Origin of the sequence: Massilicoli timonensis (assembly GCF_900199515.1) — a bacterium.
GTDB lineage: Bacteria > Bacillota_I > Bacilli_A > Erysipelotrichales > Erysipelotrichaceae > Massilicoli > Massilicoli timonensis.
Genome location: NZ_LT963434.1, coordinates 1973631 through 1993307 on the forward strand (window position 1 = coordinate 1973631; position 19677 = coordinate 1993307).

The window sequence follows — 19677 nt, forward strand, 5'->3', positions numbered from 1 at the left end:
ACCGTATAAAGAGCTAAGGTGAAGAATATGATAAATCCTTTATTTTCAAGGCTTTCGGATAATTTTGTTGAAAGCCTATAGCGGACAATAACCATTTATAAAATTGTGGTTTTCATATTATTATTTAAACTACATTTCTGCATTTTTATGTATATATAAAATGCTCAAATTTGAACATCTAGACGCTGACAATTACTCAAAAGCACGACATAATGTGTATCGAGGTGATACACATGAAGAAAATAAAGAATAAAAACAAAAAAGGACATATCATTGCATTAACCAATCAGAAAGGTGGAACAGGCAAGACAACAGTAACCATCAATGCAGGTGTTGCATTATCTAAAATGGGGTATAAGGTTTTAGTATTAGATAATGATGAACAGACAAATCTAACAACTGGCTTAATTGTAGATAATCATTTATATAAAGAGAAGAATTTAGGAAATCTGCTTGATGATGTGCTGGATGAAAAGAAGATTAGATTAAATAGATATATTATCCGTTTACGTTATGTAGATATCATAGCAGGTTGTAGAAATCTCTTTACCTATAAGGAAGAATTCAGAAACAGAAAAAATCGCAATACGATTTATAGAGATATTTTGGAGCAGGTAAGAAGCAAATATGATTTTATTTTGATTGACTGTCCTCCTGTAGCAGGGATTGAAAATGCACAGGCATATACAGCTGCTGACAGCATCTTAGTAGTATCAGAACCATCCATGTACAGTATGGATGGTATCGTGGACGCTGTTAGAATTGTAGGGGAAGCAAGGATAACTGAAAATCCAAAGCTAAGAGTGTTAGGGGTAGTGGTTAATAAGATGCATTTTATGAGGAGAGAAGATAAAGGATATGTGCAAGAGATACGTTCCATGTGCAATGGAAAGGTACATGTATTCAATAGCATTATTCCTGAAAGTGCAGCTATCGCAAGATGTGCTTCATTAGGAAAAAGCATTCTTCAGCATAGAAGCACATCGAAAGCATCATATGCCTTTCTTGATTTGGCACAGGAAATCGTAAGGGAGGTGTCATTAGATGCGTAGACCTAGGGAAATACAGAATATTTTTGGCAATGATGGAACAATCAGATTTGAAAAGGAAGAATATACTTATCTTGATCCTGATTGTCTGGAAACACATCCTGATCATAAGTTTAAGCTTCATACAGGTGTTCGTATGGAAAAGCTGATTGAGTCTATTGAATGTGCAGGTGTCATGCAGGCAATTCTGGTCAGTGAAAGAGATGAAAAACGATATTTGCTAGCAGGATATAATCGAGTATATGCAAGCAGGAAAGCAAACAAAAAGATGGTTCCTGCCATCATCAAAAGAGATCTATCAAGAATACAGGAAGTTCAGATTATCAATTTTACTAATTTCTTTTCCAGAGGAACCAGTGATTATTCATATCTTGAAAGAGTAAGAGCAATGAAAGCTGAATACAATCAGCTGGTAAATAGCCGTAAGAGGTCTGATGAAAGCTATGAAAAACAGTCAACCAGGGAATATTTTGCCAGTCTTTATGAAATGACAGATTCTACAATGAATAGATTTTTAACACTTGATAAGCTATGTGATGAACTTCTGGAATTTCTTGATGATAAAAAAATCAACATTTCTGTTGCATTGAAATTAGCAGAACTGGATGATAAAAAACAGCAAAGAATTTATCGCTTTCTATTGGAAAGCAAAAGAAAAATCAGTATAAAAGAGAGTCAGCTTTTAATAGAGCAATTACACAATGACGAAGAATTAAGATTAGATGTATTAAAAGATAAAAACAAAAAAGCAAAGTTGAGTTACGAGATTGATAAAACAATTATGGATAATATTCCATCAGGAAAACAGAGACAGGAAGCAATAGAACAGTCATTGATGTTCTCACAAAAAAGCCTACCAGATTGGTTTGAAAATCATGATATAGTAATTGCTGGAAAAAATATATATGATTATGTCTTAAGTATTTTAGAAAAGGTGTATCTTGAATATCCTGAATTAATGAAAGATAAGTAAGTTTGGTGTGTGTAATAATTATTGATTATACATGTTTCATTATTAGTAATAATGAAATATATAGTCTATCAAGAAATAACTTAATAATTGTTCTAATGACAAAGTAAAAAATAAATGTAATAATAATATATTTTGAGAGACGAATACATCTTGAAAAAGCAGTAAAACAAGGCATTTTATATGGTAAAAATATAAAAATATTTTTTGCACTGCGAAAATAAGTACATTCTAGTGATAACATGATATTGATGATAAGTGAATATTAATGATGATTTTGTGCAAAGAGCTGTTGTTGACAGCTCTTTTTGCATTGCAGGGAGTATAATGATTTCTTTAATGATTCATTAGAGTATCTTATTATCTGACGGTTTGAAGGCGGGTGTTACTGATTGATGAGATATACGAAAAAAGATGAAAGAAGACGAGCAATTTTAAGGGAACTGAAAAATTATAAGGGAAACAAGGAACTGATGAAATATTATCAGGAAATCATTGATAACCCACAGGATTCAATTCCTCAGGTATATATAGAAAGATGCAAAAAAGATCTAATCAGAGTCAAAGGAAATATGCAGTATGTATTGGGGCTCATTCAAAGACTTCCTGAAAAAGATCAGGAAATGCTGATGGATGTATTTGTATTGGATATGAATAGAAAGGAATTGCTGTCTAAATATAATATGTCAGGAAATCTCTTATATTATCACTACAACCAGATTGCTCGAAAGCTTGCTGATATGGATTAGAGATTGGTAAAAACAGGGACTGTTCACACTGAAATCTTAAAGAGTCTTGTCAATGAATTTCTAAGCTACTCATACTGGCAGAGACAGAAAAGCGAGCTAGAAGAGGATCTGGCAATATTAGAGGAACGTATGTACGAATTAAGTGGTATTTCCTTTGATGGTATCCCACAGAAAAATCGTAAGCAGGATCAGGAAAGCAGACTTATTCAACTGATTACAGACAAAGAAAAATTGGAAGAACGTCTGCGTTTTATTCAAAGCAAAGAGGATTTTGTAAAAGAGATGATGGATATAATGTCTGAAAATGACCAGGAATTTATCATGAAATCACTGATATATCGCAGTGCCTATGATACAAATGACAGCATTGGGATGAAAAGCAGCATTACAGAATCCGGTGTCAGATATAAGATAAATACTATCATCAGTAAAACTTTTGAAGAGTATTTAACAAAAGAAACTAAGAAAGGAGGCAAGGTTGAACAAACTGCAGGATGAAATCTTTGACAGCTTGTCACATGATGAATGGATTGTGATGAGCGAATTGCAGAAAACATTAAAGGAAAAGTTCAACCGAAATTACAAGCCCAGAAGACTAAGGGAGCTTATCCGAGAGTGCAGGCTTCTATATAAGGAAAACTGTACAGATATGCTGATCATCAAGTCAAACAGAGGCTATAAGCTTAGCAATGATATGGATGAAATATTTAGGTTTACGCGTGAGCTGATTGAATGTGGAGAAAGCATGACTAGAGAAGGTCATGAAATCTATCAGGCTGCCTTATCTAGAAATCATCAGATGCCAAAATATCAGAAATATGAAGAATATTGCAGAGATTCCATTAAAAGAATGATGGAGGAAAATCAATTTTCTCACTTGCAGGTATTTGAGATTTCCAAAGGTTTGTCAACAGGGTTATCATACAGTCAGCTTTTTTTGTTTGCTAAAGCAGAATATCATCCATATCTGATGCGACTGGCAAGAACAGCATTATCAAATGGTGCTGATCAGGAACAGGTATTATCTATACTGATGGATAATCCAATTCCGGAAATTGCCATAGAAAGATTCAAGAAAATAGAAGAAAAGAGGAATATTGAAAGTTAAACGACTGACTGCGGAAAAGCCTAATGGTGAAATCGTTCTAGTCAAAAAGGAAGTGGATTTTGACATGCTTTCTCCAGTTATTGCAAAAGTGCTGACAGAGGCTATCGAACAGCTTGCTCAATACGAACGCAGTCTAACCAGTGATGAACTGATTGAAATACCTTATCCTATCAAGAGCAGAATGAAACTGCAGGTTGAGGGACGTTTAATGGAAGTAGTCGTTGCTGGCTATGAGCTAAGCAGCAAAGAGATGATTATCGTTCTGGAAAATAAAGAAGGCATCACGCTTCACATTCCATATAGGGAAGCGTTCAACAGGCTTCAGAAGATTGGCAGCGTGAATGCTGTTTAGGAAATCAGGTGCATTTGAACCTGTATGAGCTATTGCATACTACATTCAAATGGCCGAAAGAAAAGACAATCAGAGTCTTTGAAACCTTTGCAGGTATTGGAGCTCAGGCAAAGGGATTTGAAAATCTTCAAATAAATCATGAAGTCACAGGAATAAGTGAAATTGATAAGGATGCCATATTGGCATATGCTGCTATCCATTGTGACCTTAACAGAATCATGCAAATCTATTCATTTCCTGAAAAGGAAGAAATGATAGACTATTTGCAGAAACTGGATGTGGGATATGACTTCAAAAATCAAAGGCATACAATTACAGAAAAAACAGGCATAGATAAAGTCAAAAGATATTATCTGGCAAATGTCTTATCCAAGAACTATGGAAATATTTCAAAGATACATATGAGTGATCTGCCTGAAATAGATTTTCTGACTTATTCATTTCCATGCCAGGATCTAAGCAGAGCCGGAGCCATGAGAGGAATGGATAAGGAATCTCATACACGCTCTGGACTTCTCTGGGAAATTGAACGAATTCTAGAGGAAGGATATGCAATGAATCGACTTCCTATGATTCTTATGATGGAGAATGTTCCGGAAGTCATAGGAACAAGGAATTTGAAGAATTTCAGAAAATGGTATGCGAAACTGGAGGCACTTGGATATCAGTCATATTATAAGATTCTGGATGCTTCGGACTTTGGAGTACCTCAGCATAGAGAAAGATGCTTCATGATATCGATCTATGGAGCCTACCATTATGATTTTCCTATGCCAGTTCCTTTGACGATTTCACTTCAGGATGTGATGGAAAATAAGGCAGATAAATCTGATTTTATCAGTCATAAGGATATGCTGAAGATGATTTCCGTACATGATGAAACAATGAAGCTGCCTGATTGTTATGTTCCGCAGAATATAGAACATAAAAGATTTAATTTCATGAAATGCATCAATAGAAAGAATATTCATGGAAAAAGAGTATCACAGACCAATCGCATTTTTGACAGCAGAGGAATCTCTGCAACCCTGACATGCGGTTATACAGGTTATTACCTGGTAGATTCATCTCAATATCCTGATGAAGATATTGGCGATATGGCAAGAATAGGAGATCAGCTAGTTAGAAGGCTGACTGTCAAGGAAGCCTATCGACTGATGGGATTTACGGATGAAGATGTAGAAAAGGTCATATCAGCCGGTGTCAGCAGACATCAGATGTATCGTCAGGCGGGAAATTCCATTGTTGTCAATGTGCTGATGGCTATATTTAATCAGCTGTTCTAAACAAAGGAGGAAGATTGGAAGAAAATGTCATTAAGACAGTTGTTGATCAGGTCGATATCGTTGATGTCATTTCAAATTATATAGATCTGAAAAAAACAGGAAGAAACTATGTGGGTATATGTCCCTTTCATGATGACACGAATCCTTCACTAACCGTTAACAGAGAAAAGAAGCTGTTCAAATGCTTTGTCTGCGGGGCAGGAGGAAATGTCATCACATTTGTGATGAAGATGGAAAACTGTGGCTTTAAGGAAGCCTTTAATAAGGTGGTTGAGCTTGGAGGACTAAGCAATGACCTGAAGATGAAGATAACACAGGAATTCACCTATAATCCTTATAATGAGAAACAGCGACGTCAGATCAAGATGAATGAAATCATACAGGAATACTTATCCTACAATATTAAGACTGCAAATGCTGAAGGCAGTTATGAGTATCTGACTGGACGTGGAATAAATGATGAGGCACAGAAGAGATTTGGACTGGGCTATATGCATGATGTTCATCTCGTTATTCGCTTTCTTCAGCAGAAATGCGGGTTTACAAGGGAGGAGATTGCTGAAAATGATTTCTTTCGCATAAATGACTTTGGGATTTACAGTCCCTATGAACATAGAATTACGATTCCTATATATGATCGTTTCCATTATCTGATAGGATTTGCCGGAAGAAAAGGACAGTATGAAACAAAACTGGATGCAAAATACATCAACCCATCTACCACTGATTTATTCCATAAAGGCAGGATTCTTTTTAATCACTACAATGCAGTTCATGAATCAAGGAGCAAAAAGGAAATCTATGTTGTGGAAGGCTATATGGATGCCATTACAATGGATGCAAATGGGTATCCAAATACTGTGGCTATCATGGGAACAGCAATGACTCATGAACAGATTGAATATCTCAAGCAGATCAAACGAAATGTTGTCATTGTTCTTGACGGTGATGATGCTGGACAGAGAGCGATGTTTTCTATATACAGACAGTGCATCAAGGAAGGACTGGATGCTTCTTTTGCGGTTCTGCCTGATGGGAAAGATCCCGATGACATGCTAAGAACGCAGAAAGCAGAAATGGATGGAATTCTTGCCAATTATATGTATGGCTATGAATTTGCTGCATCCTACTGCTATGATCCTGTCATGAACTTTCGCAGACAGAAAGAACTGATCATGGAAATGATGGATGATTTTATTCATCAGGATAGAGATGTTCTGGATAGATCCCATTTTTTCCATCTGATTCAGGAAAACTATGGATTAGATATGGAAAGTATCAGGGAAACCTACCAGCTATGCCAGCAGAAGATTCAGACAAAAGAAGCAACAGACAGAAAAATGGCAGACCGTACCTTTACTCCTGAAATTCCAATAAAAAAAGGAAGAGTCAATGAAGGATAAGAAACGTACATATTCCATCTTTGCAGATATCGTTCGATATGATAATGAACTATCATCAAGCTGCCGACTTTTGTTTTCTGAAATTGCAGCATTGTCAAAGCAGAAAGGGTATTGCTATGCCAATAATCAGTATTTTGCTCAAACATTTGAAGTTTCTATAAGCAGCGTATCCAAATGGATACATCAGCTTGAGGAAAAAGGATATGTTGATATTGAATATATCCGAAAAGGAAGTCATGTCAGATGCAGAAAGATTTATCTTAATCTGGAACTCTGCGACGGATACAGATATCTGAAAAAGAAGATGGACCATTCCAATTCAAACGAACTGGAAAGCAATCAGAACGAAGAAACACTTCCAGCGGACACGAAGTATAAAAATAGTCTATCTAAAAATAAGGGAGAAGAACGCTTCGGTGTTTATGGAAATCTGAAGAATGTCTATCTAAGTGAAGATGAATACGAAAGCATCATAAAGAAGTGCGGATTCAGGGATGGTATGATTCTGATCAATGATTTATCTTATCATCTAGGTTCTACCGGTCGTAAATATAAATCACATTATAATACGATCATATCGTGGTATCGTCGCAAAGCATCTGAAAAAATCAGACGACCTTCACGATGGTACATAGAGGATGGTGAAGAGATGGATGAATAATAGTCCTAAATATAGATTGAGCGAACAGACAATCATGGATATGGAACATGGTGTTGTCCTATACAGAATCGTAGCTGAAAGAACATTTGAGTCTATTGAACGCATTATAAAAAAAGGAACGGTTGGCGGATATGTCTGTGGCTATCATAATCTATCTCAGGATGACAGATGCTGGGTTGATGATAATGCAAAAATATTCGGACAGGCAAAGGTGCTGGAAAATGCTTTTGTTAAAGGGAGCAGCATGATTTCAGATGATGCTGAGATTAGCGGATACAGCAAGGTTATTGGCTGTGCGATTATAAGAGAAAATGCTCTGATTGGCGGAGAATCGGTTATTGAAGACAATGCTATCGTTGAAGGCAATGTAATCGTTCAGGATCATTGCAGGGTCATAGAGAACGCAATTGTAACTGGTGATGTTCAGCTCTATGACAGGTGCATTATTGGCGGCAATGCTTATCTGTATGGCAAGGCAGAACTCAGGGGCAGATGTGAAATCAATGGTTCAGCTATCATAGGCGGTCATAGTCGTATAGAAGAATTTGTTACAGTCAGGGATAAGGCAATCATCAAGGAGCATGCCTTTATTCATGGCCGTTGTCTGATCAATGGAAACGCGAAAATATTCGGTTATTCGGATATTAGTTATGATGTTGGTGGACTAAGCATCATCAATGTCACCCTTTCTGAAAGGAAAGAGAGTATTCCTTTTCTGAAAAAGAATTTTATTGAGTCACTAGATATTGAAAGAGGAGGAAATCATAGAAAATAATTTTTATTCTGATAAAGCAATCGAAAAGATAAAGTATTCCGGTCTTCCAGAAGATAAGCAGAAGCTATACATGGATTATCTGATGTCGGAAGATAAAATAATGCTTCTTGCAGAACTGTGGGAACATTATGGACTTTATCCTCATTTTATCTTTGATGTTTTTGAATCTTTTTCTGAAGAAGAACTTAAAGATACCCAGTTCTGGATTAAAATGCAGATTGATGGTTATATGGAGTATGATGAACTTTTGCATAAGATTAATAACCTTTCAGAAAAACAAAGAAAGAAGTGGAATAATCTTAAATTATTAGAGGCTGCTGTCATTAGAAATCTGGATGATAAATTGCTGCCTTATCTACAATCTGTTCATTTTAGAGTGCTTGATGAAATGGACATTGAAAATGATAGGATATTTATGTCATTTGATGCACCTATAAGATATGAAGAATTATTAGACTATATTGAAGATCTTCGTAATCAAGAACTGCCAATTATTTCAGCTATGAGAGGATTCTGGATAGATTATCAATTCTGTGATGAGTATGGTTGTCATGAAAATAGAATTTGTGTAGATTTCAAATATCAGCAGATTATGTGCAAGGAATCCAGAGAAAGCATAGAGAAGATATTGGAAAACATAAATCAGGATTTTATGCCTAAGGAAATGCTAAGACATTATTATGAACAGATACAGGATATAAAGCTGAATATTATGCAAAATGAATCTGAAGGAATTTGTCAGATGGTTAAATTCATAGAATCAGTGAAAATAAGAGATGTCAATGAACTAAGAAATGAGATATTGAATCAAGAGGAGCTTAATGAATATACTCAGCATATTTCTAAAAATGGAGTTAGAGAACTCAAGATGTTTCTTGAAAACTATGACTCAGAACATGTTCACGATTTCTATTATCTTAACGAATCCAATCATCTGGAAAGATTGGATAAAGAGCTGGCTTTGATTTTAATGGATGATGCTTCTTCCTGCATTTCATTTGACAGAGTAATGGGATATGAACAGACGAAAGATTATCTAAGTGATCTTTTGCCTAATGAAACAGAAGAGCTGATAAAGAAATGTCAGGAAAACCTATGGCTGAAAAAGGGTGGAATTCCATTTGAGGATGATGACTTGAGTGAAGAGGAGTACGGATATCATTTTCGCAGATGTGAAAGAAGAATGGATTTAATGAATGCTATCAGTGATGTCAGCTGGGCAATTAGAGATGGATTTGTGTATAAGAATATGGCTTTCATTCAGCAGGTCAATGGAGGTGACGAGTACTGGACATTGATTCATGATGGTGATAAATGGATTGATTATGAGTCAGTAACCTTTCGCCCTTCAATTGAAAATGACAGATTTTATAGTCTAGTTGATGAGCTTAAAAAAGAAGGCCAGAAGGCAATAGAAAGGGAAAGAAGCAGAAAAGACAGAAACAGGGGTGAAAGACTATGAGGATTCCTAAAAGGACAGTTCGATTAATTCATATCATGAGTGACAGACAGTTAAGTGAAGACCAGAAAGAAATCATTGAACGTGGTATTGATGCGGGTATGAATGATGATGAATTGACACTGCTAGCGAATAAGAATCTATCATGTGATCAGATCATGCAGGGATATTATGGAATCATGTGCGGACTATCAGTAGAGGAAGTTGCTACATATCTGAAGCCTGAAAAGAGTCTTGATGTCATGCAGCAGATTCGTTTCATCTATTTCAAGCAGAGAGGAACAAAGATTCTTCCCCTTGTTTTAAATGACAATCTCACTAGCCAGCAGATTATAGAAATCCGAAAAGGTGCAGAACTCCCATTGCGTTATGTTAAGCTTTATGCTGATCCATGTTTCAGTGAAAAACAGATGGAGCAGATACGTATGGGTTTTGAAAAACATATCCCTTATAGCATCATGCAGTTTATATGTGATCCACGATTGTCGATAGAGCAGATGCGCTGCTTAAGAGAGATTGCATCCTTTGGAATATCTCCTGAAGAAATGAGAGAATTAGCACAGCCTGATATTCCAGAGGAATCCATGCAGTTCTATTTGAAAAAACTGAAGATTCGATATAGAAATAATGAAAAAAGAAAGCATATGATATATAATCTAACTATATAAAGCATTTATTTTAAGAAAATTAAGGAGTATAACAATGAAAGAGAGCGTAAAAATAGAAGATTATGTCAAGAAAATTTCACAGATGATTGAAGAAGCCAAGGCTGAAGAAAAAGAGTATGTCGATGTCAATGCAGGAGAACTTCATAAAATGATGTCTAAGAAGCCAACACTTCCTAGTTGCTGCATGGCAATGAGGAAAATGAAGCATAGTAATGATCAGGTCATTTCTGAAGCAAACACTAAAAGCGGGTATGGGGTTGCACTGACTATCCGTTATTTTGTGACAGAAAGAGATGAAGCTGTGGTCATGGAGAAACGCAGAGGACGTCCAAAAGGTTCCAAGAATTCTGTGGAAAAGATCAAGGCAAAAAAGAAAACAGTAAATGTTGAAAAGTCTGTTGAAGAGTATCTCAGTGAATCTGGTATTATATATGAGAAAAAAGGCAATATGATCCTAGCTGACGGTGCCTATGGAAAATGGCTGATTCTGCTGGACGAACACAAGAGAGGACCAAAAGCAAGTTTTTCTTCTAAGGTAATGAAGTTATTGTCATATTATGATGATTCTATTGAAAAATATTCACTTGCATTAAAGACGGATGCAAATATGGATAGTAGCTGGAAGGAGATATCTGATATAGCAAAAAAACGTCTGAATATGACCTTGCTTAAGATAACACTCGCCGGAAATATCAAAGAAATCTGAAATTAGAAATATATGAATATATTTTGCTGACAATATAGAACGAACATGACAAGATAGTCATGAGGTGATAACTATGTGGAAAACTTTATGGAAAGAACACAAAAAAACAATTACAGGTATTATGGTTATTTCAGTTGGTTTTGCATGTCTTCTGATGTATGTTTTGTTTTCTCATCAGGAAACAGATGACATTCGAGTTGTCTTCAATTCTGATATACAAGTTGAAGAAGGAACTGTTTTAACGGAAAAAATGCTGATAAAGGAAACAAATGCAGATAAGATTGACATTCCTGAAGATAAAGCAGAGAATGTGGGAACGCAGACAGTTAAGATTATTGCAATGCTTAAGGATGAACAAAAGGAATTCTCCACAAGGATAACTGTTCTAGAGAAGAAAACTGAAGAACCACAGGAACAGCAGGAAAGTGAAGAGAAACCATCTAAACAAGAGGATGAAGCAGACAATGATCAGATTACTGACAATAGCAGAACCCAAGAGAAGATAACCGAAGCTACTGAAAGCAAAGCTTCCAGTCAGTCATCACAAAATACTGCAAAGAATGAAAACACTCAGAGTTCATCACAAAACAGCAATGACAGCCAGACACAAAAAGAAGAGAGTTCATCTGATTCACAGCAAGAACAGACGCCTTCACAGTCACAGATTTCAGAAACGGAATTTGCCAATCAGTTATTTGCTCTTGTGAATAACTACCGAACAGCTAATGGGCTTTCTGCACTGGGAACTAATGCTGTGATCCAAAGTCTTGCAAATCAGCGTGCACAGGATATGGCCGATATGGGCTATGCCAGTCATACACGTCCTGATGGATCAGTTGTTAATTCATATTGGGTTGAAACCAATTATGGAATTATTGCAGGTGGTGAGAATGTTTTTGCTGGTACTCAGGGCTGGTCTCCGCAGGCTGTCTTAGACAGTTTTCTTGCTTCATCAGGACATAGGAGAACAATTATGGATGAAAACAGTTATATGGCGATTGGTGTTCGCTATGCTGATGGATTGGTATTTGTCTCAATGAATTTTCAACAATGAATTATGATTCAAAAGACTCATGACGAGTCTTTTTTGCTTGAAAAGGAGAATGAAGAATAAAGAATAGCAAGGAACAATTAAAACAGAAATTAAATGAAAAGATTTCAAAAGAGTATGAGGCTTACAAGAAAAATATTCTAAAAAAAGGATCTGATGAAGTTTTTAGAGAAGCATATAAGATTTCTGCTTTATATGATATTGCCGAATATATTTATCAGACTTCATTTTCAGTACCAGAAATGCATCTATTTTTAAAAGAAAAGTGTCTTTTGGAATCGCTATATCAGGAATGGTTGGAAATAGATGATTCCAGAATGGAAGAAATAGGCAATATGGTCAATGAATATAAAGATTATCTGAAAAAGACAGAAAAACTAATATGGAGAAACGAGAGGTAGGTCCAAGAAAATGGTTAGAGTCTGTTATCGATGTAAGCGAAAGGTTTATCCATCCAAGACAGAAACATATCCTTTCCAGTGCTTTATTCATGATGAAGATCTATTTGGCATAGAAACAATTGAAGTTTCTGAAGAGGAATATATAAGTCTGCTTACAAAACGTCTTCATTGTACAAAAGAGGAAGCGCAACAGATAGATGAAGCATATGATCGATATGTATATGACTGCATCGAAAGGGATTATCATCCTGTCAAAATGGAAAAATTTATTAAGTCTAGAGCTTTAGAACGAGAAGCGAGGAGGTAATGATTAATTATTATAAGGTAAGGTATACTTAGGGGCGTTTGCCCCTTTTTCAATGCATAAATCATTGATCACTATATGAAGGAAAACAAAAGAAAGGAAAGAGGAAAAATGAGAGATAAGATCAAACGATTATTGCTGGTAATGATCACTGTTCTGATGACTTTTGTCAATGCTGTACCTATGAATGTCATGGCAAAAGATCTTTCAAATCCTGACAGGGCTGCCATCATCAAAGAAGCTGAAAAGCATGAGGGCAAACCGTATGTCTATGGAGGCAATGGACCAGACAGCTTTGACTGTTCGGGATTTACAAAATATGTATTTCAGCACTCGATAGGCTTTAAACTTGAAAGAACTGCGGAAGCTCAGCGTCAGCAGCTAATGGAATCAAAGCAGCAGTTAAGCACAACCAATAAGTCACAATGGAAGCCGGGTGATCTGGTTTACTTTGGAAATCATGGAATAGCAGAACACGCTGCTATCTATTATGGCGATAATGAATATATTCATGCTATAGGCGATAAGGTTCAGGTAACAGATGCAAGCTATCTGATTGACAAGGATGGAGAAGTCTATCAGATTTTGAATGTCTTCAAGATGGTAGAAGATCTAGGCGGATTTACAATCTTAAAGACGGATGAAGAAGGAAATGCATTGTCCGGTGCAAAGTTTAAAATTACTTATCCTGACGGTTCTACCGTAACTAGAACAACTAATGATGATGGTAAGATAATTTTTAAGGAAGAAGCATCTGGAACATATAAAATTCAAGAAACCTACAGTCCGGAAGGCTTTCTCATTGACGACACAGTAAGAACGATTACTGTAAAAGCTGGCGATGATCCATCAGATCATGTGTACAGTTTTGTCAACAAGCAGCCGACAGGAGAAATTACGCTAACCAAGTACAATGAAGATAAATCTTCTACTATTCCTGGAACGAAATATCACGTAACGAGCGATACAGGATATGAGGCAGACCATACGACAGACAAGAACGGCCGCATTCATTTGACAGGATTGAAGTTAGGAACATATACATTTACTGAAGTTCAGGCGGCAAATGGCTTTCTTCTAAATAAGGAACCTGTAAGCATCACACTGTCATACAAAGATCAGCATACAAGTGTTATAGTCGGTTCCATCGAACAGACAAATAAAGAACCAAGCGGAAAGATTGTATTGACAAAATATAATGCTGATAAGAGTTCAGTCATTCCAGGAACGACTTATCGTGTAACAGGTCCAAATGGATTTGATGAAACTGTTAAAACCAATTCAGAAGGAAAGCTTGTTATTGATGGCCTAAAGCTTGGAACTTATACATTGACTGAAGTACAGGCAGCAGATGGCTATCTTCTTGATAGCAAGCCAATCACTGTTTCCTTAAGCTATAAGGATCAATACACTGAATTGATTACCGGTACAGCTGAACAGACAAATGCTGAACCTACGGCTACCATTAAGCTGAAAAAAGAAGATAAGGAAACAGGTGCAACTGCACAGGGAGATGCAACCCTTGAAGGGGCTGTCTATGAGCTTGTTGCCGGTGAGGATATCTACAATAAGACAAAGACTAAAAAATACTACACAAAAGGTGATATAGTCGCTACAAGAGAAACAGATACCTCTGGTGCTATGGATGATATTACCGGACTTCCATTAGGAAATTATCAGTTGAGAGAAAAGACGCCTAGTTTGGGGTATCTGCTTGATGAAAATGTCTATGATATTCGCTGTACTTATGAAAATCAGACTGTTTCAGTGATTACCCGCTCTCAGGTATCTAAGGAACAGGTAAAGAAGCAGGCTTTCCAGATTATCAAGATTTCAACTGATGAAACAGGAGAAGCTTCAAAGGTACCTGAAGCAGAATTTACAGTCAAGCTGGCATCCGATGTTGAAAAGAACGGATGGGATAAAGCAAAAGTTTATGATATTCTGACAACAGATGAGAATGGCTATGCTTTGTCTATTGAACTCCCATACGGACGATATCAGGCAAGGGAAACAAAAGTTCCTGAAAATCTGATGCCTGTTGCTGATTTCTTTATCGATATTACGGAAGACAGCAGGGAACCGCAGGTATGGCGTGTCATGAATGACGCTTCCTTCAAAGCCTTGATAAAAGCAGTCAAGGTTGATGAAGAAACAGGAAAAACAGTGTTGCTTCCAGATGCTTCATTCAGGATTCACAATGTTGAAACAGGTGAATATGTAGGGCATTGGGTATGGTTTCCATTGCCTCATTATGTAGATACATATACAACAGATGAAACTGGTACTGTGATGACAGCAGATGTATTGGAAGCTGGCGAATATGAACTGGTAGAGATAGAAGCACCGTATGGATACATCCTTAATGACGAACCAGTGAAATTTACTGTTACCAACAGAACTGCTTATGAGATGGCTGAAGATGGAAAAACGCCGATTATTCGTGTTTCAATGAAGGATGTTTCCGCAAAAGGAAAGATTTCTGTAATCAAGACTGGAGAACACCTTACAGATGTAAGCAAGGATGATGATGGAAATATCCAGTTTATCTATGAAAACGGACCGATTGATGGAGCTTCTTTTACTGTAAAAGCAGCTGAAGATATTTTAAGTGCAGATCAGCAGGGCGACATCATATTCGAAAAAGGTGAAACTGTTGCTGAACTGACAACTTCCAGTGGGAAAGCACAAACCATAGAACTTCCTCTTGGTAAATATACTGTTGAAGAATCTGCTGCAGGCGAAGGGTTTGTATTGAACAAGGAAATAAAGGAAATTGAATTAAAGTATGCCGATCAGTACACACCTGTTGTATTTGAAGAAACAGAATATATCAACGAACGCCAGAAAGCTGAAATCAGTGTCATCAAGAAAGACAAGGATACAGCACAGCTATTAAGCGGTGCTAAATTTGGATTATACGCTAAAGAAAATATATATGCTGCTGGAAGTGAAAAGCTTCTGGTAGAGGAAGGACAGCTGATTGAAACTGCATTGACTGACAAGGAAGGAAAAGCTGTTTTTAAGGCAGACTTGCCATTATATAAATTTGAAATCAGGGAAATTCAACCGCCAATTGGTTATGTTTCCACAGATGCGGTATATGAAGCAGACTGTACATATCAAGGTCAGGATGTTGAAGTAATAAAGCTTACTGCATACTTTGAAAATGAAATCACAAAGACGGAAATTTCTAAAAAAGATGCAACAACAGGAGAAGAACTTCCAGGAGCTCATCTGACATTAAAGGAAAAAGATGGAACGGTCTTTGAAACATGGATTTCTACGAATGAACCGCATATTGTTAAAGGACTTGAACCTGGAAAAACCTATGAATTGATTGAAACAAGCTCTCCTTATGGCTTTGCAATCAGCCAGACAGTTGAATTTACTGTAACAGATACTGGTGTTGTCCAGAAAGTCGAAATGATCGATGAAATGGTCATGGGAAAACTGAAATGGCTAAAGACGGGTGAAGTCTTTACAGGTACTGAAGAAGTGGAAACAGAATTTGGTATAGTGGAAAAACCAGTATTTGAAAAGAAAATCATTTCCAATGCTGAAATTGATATCTATGCAGCTGAAGAAATTAAACTAGCCAATGATATTGTCTACTATGAAAAGGATGAACTGATTGAATCATTAACGAGCGGGGATGAGCCTGTTGAAAGCAAGGAACTTCCTGTAGGCAAATATTACTATGTTGAACGTGTTGTGCCTGAGCCATTTGTACAGGATATGGAAAAGCATTATTTTGAGATTGAGGATAATCAGAAAAACGAACTTCAGATTATTGAAAGCGAACTTGAAAATACAAGAGCCAAGGTCAATCTGGAACTTCAGAAAATCATGGAAGAACATCCATATTATGCGGATGATTATAAGGAAGCCTATAAGAAAGTTGCTTTTGGAATCTATGCATCAGAAGATATCATGAATTATGCTGATGAAATAGGAATTGCTGAAAATACACTGATTGCAGTATGTGGTATTGATGAAAATGGACATCTTATGGATGTACCTGAACTTCCAATTGGTTCATATCATATCGTCGAAATGGCAACGGATGATAATTACATCGTTAGTGGAGAAAGCTTTGATTTTGAAATCACATATGAAGGCAAGGATGTTCCTGAATTGAATATCGCAATCAATGAAGGAAAGGAAATTGTCAATATGCTCAAGAGAACGGATATTGTCATCAGCAAGATTGACAAGATTTCCAAAGATCCATTGCCGGATGTAGAATTCACTCTATACGATCGAGATATGAATGTGATTGCTACAGCAGTCAGTGATAAAGATGGAATTGCTCGCTTTGAAGATATGCCTAATGGAATTTATTTCTGCAAGGAAACAAAAGCGCTGGAAGGCTATGCATTAAGCGAGGAAGTCATCAGAATAGAGCTGACTGGAGATTCAAAGGATAATGAATATCATGTAACAATGACGAATGTCCTGCTTCCTGCAAAAGGTGAGTCTGTACAGACCGGAGATACAAGCAATATTATTCTATGGATAAGTGCTGCGGCTGTATCGGGTGTCATTGTACTGGCAACATTGAAGATCAGAAAAAGAAATGGTCGAAAGAAGTAAGCTGATCATTGTATCTTTTTTGATGCTGCTGACTGGATGTGCGACAGGAGATGAAGAAATAGAATTTGTAGAGGATTTAACCATTCCTGCAGGTTCCCTCTTCAATTCTGCCGAACTTGTCAAAACCGTTAATGGGCAAAAGATAACTCAGTTTAATCTGGATGGTGACCGTATCATTTCGGATGAGGATACGGTCATCTGTCCTCTTATTGATACATCAAGGCTAGGTTCAAAGACAATACAGTATATTTACAATAACCATGAAATTGAACTGACAGTTGAAATTGTTGATGCCTCACCTCCTGTCTTTCAGGAAGAAAAGAATGAACTGACAGTTCAGGCAGGCATCTCTAAGGATGATCTGATTGAAATGATGAAAGTTAAGGATGAGTACAGTTCCTTTTCAGTGATACTGGAAGGAGATATGAATCTATCCAAGAGCGGAACTTATCATGTTGCAGCCATCGCAAAGGATGAAGTGGGCAATGAAGCAAGAAAAGAATACACAATTATTGTTAGAGAGGAATCAAGTCAACAGGATAAGATAACGTCTGAAACAGAATCAGTTTCCAGACCAGCTCAAACCAGTCCTGAGCAGTCTGATGATATCAGCAGTTCTTCTCATAATGATCAAAATAAACAGGAGAGTTCCGAACCGACAAAGACAGAAATACATCTGACAGCAGAGAACAGAAGATTTCTTTTCAGTGATGGGTATGATTATGAGAGCAGCTATCAGGCAGCTGTTACTTATGCCCAGCAGATGATAAAGGAACATAAAGCAAATGGATATAACTGCAATCCAATCAGAAATGATCGACAGGAGTATGTTGGATATGAAGTTGTATTCTATTAAGAAAGTAGGTGAACATGAAAGTTGAGTTATCTGTCGATAACAACTATCTCAATTTATGTAAAGTGAACGTCATAGTAAATAGAAATGGTAAAAAGAAAATTGATAGAGAATGGGAAAAGGTGGAGCGATTTATTGCCAACAGTAATTTTGCCGGGAAGAACAATCTGATTGTGAGTCTGAGCATTGACGATAAAACTATCTTCCAGCAGACAAAGGTCAAACATAAGGCAGAATGCTATCAAAGTGTTTTCCATATGCTGGAGAGTTTTCTGATGGATAAGCTTCATTTTTATCACAAGCTGACACCTGAAGAAAGAACCAGTGAACTGGATGCTGAATATAGGCGAAACAGACAGTCTTTGCAGCTTTTAAAAAAGGTTGACAGAAAGATGAGGAGGCTGATGTGAAGCACAGTGAGATTCAAAGAAATGAAAGGGAAGAAATACGTAATGAGATTATAAAGCTCCTGAAAATAAATCCTTCCTATATGGATGAAAAGGAAGCAGCAAGTCTTGAAGGTCATATTGATCGTATTCTTCTTGAACCTTATTCATCTGTGAGCAGACAGATAGAATCCTATATGAACCGACATCATGAAGATATGATGATCGATATTATGGATGCTTCAGCTGCATCTTTTCTTGACGAAGAAATTGAAGCTTTGAGAAAGAATGCAGGAACATTGGATAAGGAACTATCGATGATGCTTGAGTTTGATGCCATGAAATATAGAAAAGGTACAAAAGATGAGAAGAATCAAATGCTCACTCGTGTGTTTGAGAAACTTATGATTGCCGGAATGATACTTCGTGATTACAGTGAGGTCATCAGCTATCTAAAAGCCAACCAGGATAATGCAGAAGTACTCAAGGATATCGGACGAGAGATCAAAAAGGAACAGTACCGCATCGATAGAAAGTATTACAGCATTGAGGCTGTTGTCAATAAAAAGCAGATTACTGTCCTGCAGTTTTCTCTTCGCGAGGGAACTATTCATCAAAGAACGCAGGACAGACAGATATAAAAGTAAAAGGAGGAGGAATGCTTGGAAAGAGTCGTTAGTGTCATTACCAATATTGTCAATGCTTTGCTGGGATATGCTCAGCAGCTGGCATTGCCTATTGCGATTTGTATGATTGTTGGCTATCTGGTTATTTCACAGGTCAGCGATGAACAGAATCAGCAGAAATATTTAAGAAGGATCAGAATGATTGGTGCCATTCTTCTTGCTGTCTATCTCGCACCGGATGTCATCAACTGGCTGAAATCATTCGTCTAGCTAG

General features: G+C 36.8%; 19 protein-coding genes and 1 pseudogene. All 20 read left to right on the forward strand.

Going from position 1 to position 19677, the window contains the following annotated elements:
* Positions 1-233 precede the first annotated feature (233 nt).
* On the forward strand, positions 234-1052 hold the full coding sequence (locus tag C1712_RS11910) for a ParA family protein (RefSeq protein WP_180963151.1): 819 nt from the start codon (positions 234-236) through the stop codon (positions 1050-1052).
* The gene (locus C1712_RS11915) at positions 1045-2022 is read left to right on the forward strand and encodes a ParB/RepB/Spo0J family partition protein (protein WP_102269478.1); all 978 of its coding nucleotides are present in this window, start codon (positions 1045-1047) and stop codon (positions 2020-2022) included. The genes C1712_RS11910 and C1712_RS11915 overlap by 8 nt, the downstream gene beginning before the upstream one ends.
* A gap of 392 nt (positions 2023-2414) precedes the next feature.
* Positions 2415-2768, forward strand: coding sequence for a hypothetical protein (locus C1712_RS11920; RefSeq protein WP_102269480.1), 354 nt, complete (start codon positions 2415-2417; stop codon positions 2766-2768).
* A 129-nt stretch (positions 2769-2897) separates the two neighbouring features.
* On the forward strand, positions 2898-3266 hold the full coding sequence (locus tag C1712_RS11925) for a hypothetical protein (protein ID WP_102269481.1): 369 nt from the start codon (positions 2898-2900) through the stop codon (positions 3264-3266).
* Positions 3247-3876, forward strand: a complete 630-nt coding sequence (locus tag C1712_RS11930) for a hypothetical protein (RefSeq protein ID WP_102269483.1) — start codon at positions 3247-3249, stop codon at positions 3874-3876. Before C1712_RS11925 ends, C1712_RS11930 begins: the two co-directional genes overlap by 20 nt.
* On the forward strand, positions 3866-4228 hold the full coding sequence (locus C1712_RS11935; RefSeq protein WP_102269485.1) for a hypothetical protein: 363 nt from the start codon (positions 3866-3868) through the stop codon (positions 4226-4228). Before C1712_RS11930 ends, C1712_RS11935 begins: the two co-directional genes overlap by 11 nt.
* Positions 4229-4242: 14 nt before the next feature.
* Positions 4243-5514, forward strand: a complete 1272-nt coding sequence (dcm, locus tag C1712_RS11940) for a DNA (cytosine-5-)-methyltransferase (RefSeq protein ID WP_146003343.1) — start codon at positions 4243-4245, stop codon at positions 5512-5514.
* 14 nt (positions 5515-5528) lie between these two features.
* Positions 5529-6917, forward strand: a complete 1389-nt coding sequence (gene dnaG / locus C1712_RS11945) for a DNA primase (RefSeq protein ID WP_102269489.1) — start codon at positions 5529-5531, stop codon at positions 6915-6917.
* Positions 6907-7113: pseudogene (locus tag C1712_RS13315) on the forward strand (helix-turn-helix domain-containing protein); the annotation flags it as partial. The gene dnaG and the pseudogene C1712_RS13315, both read left to right, overlap by 11 nt.
* Before the next feature lie 108 nt (positions 7114-7221).
* The gene (locus tag C1712_RS13075; RefSeq protein ID WP_245858166.1) at positions 7222-7578 is read left to right on the forward strand and encodes a hypothetical protein; all 357 of its coding nucleotides are present in this window, start codon (positions 7222-7224) and stop codon (positions 7576-7578) included.
* A gap of 16 nt (positions 7579-7594) precedes the next feature.
* Complete coding sequence (locus C1712_RS11955; RefSeq protein ID WP_180963170.1) at positions 7595-8353, forward strand: hypothetical protein; 759 nt, start codon at positions 7595-7597, stop codon at positions 8351-8353.
* Positions 8325-9815: a hypothetical protein gene (locus C1712_RS11960; protein WP_102269495.1), complete on the forward strand. Its 1491-nt coding sequence runs from the start codon at positions 8325-8327 to the stop codon at positions 9813-9815. The genes C1712_RS11955 and C1712_RS11960 overlap by 29 nt, the downstream gene beginning before the upstream one ends.
* A gap of 35 nt (positions 9816-9850) precedes the next feature.
* Positions 9851-10480 carry a hypothetical protein gene (locus tag C1712_RS11965; protein ID WP_180963172.1) on the forward strand — a complete coding sequence of 210 codons (630 nt, stop codon included), beginning with the start codon at positions 9851-9853 and terminating at the stop codon, positions 10478-10480.
* Positions 10481-10514: 34 nt separating this feature from the next.
* Positions 10515-11186 carry a hypothetical protein gene (locus C1712_RS11970; RefSeq protein WP_102269499.1) on the forward strand — a complete coding sequence of 224 codons (672 nt, stop codon included), beginning with the start codon at positions 10515-10517 and terminating at the stop codon, positions 11184-11186.
* 73 nt (positions 11187-11259) lie between these two features.
* Entirely contained in the window at positions 11260-12240 is a 981-nt protein-coding gene (locus C1712_RS11975) for a CAP domain-containing protein (protein WP_102269500.1), read from the forward strand.
* A gap of 813 nt (positions 12241-13053) precedes the next feature.
* The gene (locus tag C1712_RS11990) at positions 13054-17538 is read left to right on the forward strand and encodes a SpaA isopeptide-forming pilin-related protein (protein WP_180963175.1); all 4485 of its coding nucleotides are present in this window, start codon (positions 13054-13056) and stop codon (positions 17536-17538) included.
* On the forward strand, positions 17522-18394 hold the full coding sequence (locus tag C1712_RS11995) for a hypothetical protein (RefSeq protein ID WP_102269508.1): 873 nt from the start codon (positions 17522-17524) through the stop codon (positions 18392-18394). Before C1712_RS11990 ends, C1712_RS11995 begins: the two co-directional genes overlap by 17 nt.
* Before the next feature lie 14 nt (positions 18395-18408).
* A complete protein-coding gene (locus tag C1712_RS12000) occupies positions 18409-18801 on the forward strand; it encodes a hypothetical protein (protein ID WP_102269510.1) in 393 nt (130 codons plus the stop codon).
* A complete protein-coding gene (locus C1712_RS12005) occupies positions 18798-19418 on the forward strand; it encodes a hypothetical protein (protein ID WP_102269512.1) in 621 nt (206 codons plus the stop codon). The genes C1712_RS12000 and C1712_RS12005 overlap by 4 nt, the downstream gene beginning before the upstream one ends.
* A gap of 21 nt (positions 19419-19439) precedes the next feature.
* Positions 19440-19673 (forward strand): hypothetical protein, encoded by a 234-nt coding sequence (locus C1712_RS12010; protein WP_087935687.1) that lies wholly within the window; start codon positions 19440-19442, stop codon positions 19671-19673.
* The last annotated feature ends 4 nt before the right edge of the window (positions 19674-19677 follow it).

Excerpts from the sequence above, each read along its gene's own strand:
- C1712_RS11910 (WP_180963151.1), top strand. The coding sequence starts at position 234 with ATGAAGAAAATAAAGAATAAAAACAAAAAAGGACATATCATTGCATTA.
- C1712_RS11915 (WP_102269478.1), top strand. The coding sequence starts at position 1,045 with ATGCGTAGACCTAGGGAAATACAGAATATTTTTGGCAATGATGGAACA.
- C1712_RS11920 (WP_102269480.1), top strand. The coding sequence starts at position 2,415 with ATGAGATATACGAAAAAAGATGAAAGAAGACGAGCAATTTTAAGGGAA.
- C1712_RS11925 (WP_102269481.1), top strand. The coding sequence starts at position 2,898 with ATGTACGAATTAAGTGGTATTTCCTTTGATGGTATCCCACAGAAAAAT.
- C1712_RS13075 (WP_245858166.1), top strand. The coding sequence starts at position 7,222 with ATGGACCATTCCAATTCAAACGAACTGGAAAGCAATCAGAACGAAGAA.
- C1712_RS11965 (WP_180963172.1), top strand. The coding sequence starts at position 9,851 with ATGAGTGACAGACAGTTAAGTGAAGACCAGAAAGAAATCATTGAACGT.
- C1712_RS11970 (WP_102269499.1), top strand. The coding sequence starts at position 10,515 with ATGAAAGAGAGCGTAAAAATAGAAGATTATGTCAAGAAAATTTCACAG.
- C1712_RS11975 (WP_102269500.1), top strand. The coding sequence starts at position 11,260 with ATGTGGAAAACTTTATGGAAAGAACACAAAAAAACAATTACAGGTATT.
- C1712_RS11990 (WP_180963175.1), top strand. The coding sequence starts at position 13,054 with ATGAGAGATAAGATCAAACGATTATTGCTGGTAATGATCACTGTTCTG.
- C1712_RS11995 (WP_102269508.1), top strand. The coding sequence starts at position 17,522 with ATGGTCGAAAGAAGTAAGCTGATCATTGTATCTTTTTTGATGCTGCTG.
- C1712_RS12000 (WP_102269510.1), top strand. The coding sequence starts at position 18,409 with ATGAAAGTTGAGTTATCTGTCGATAACAACTATCTCAATTTATGTAAA.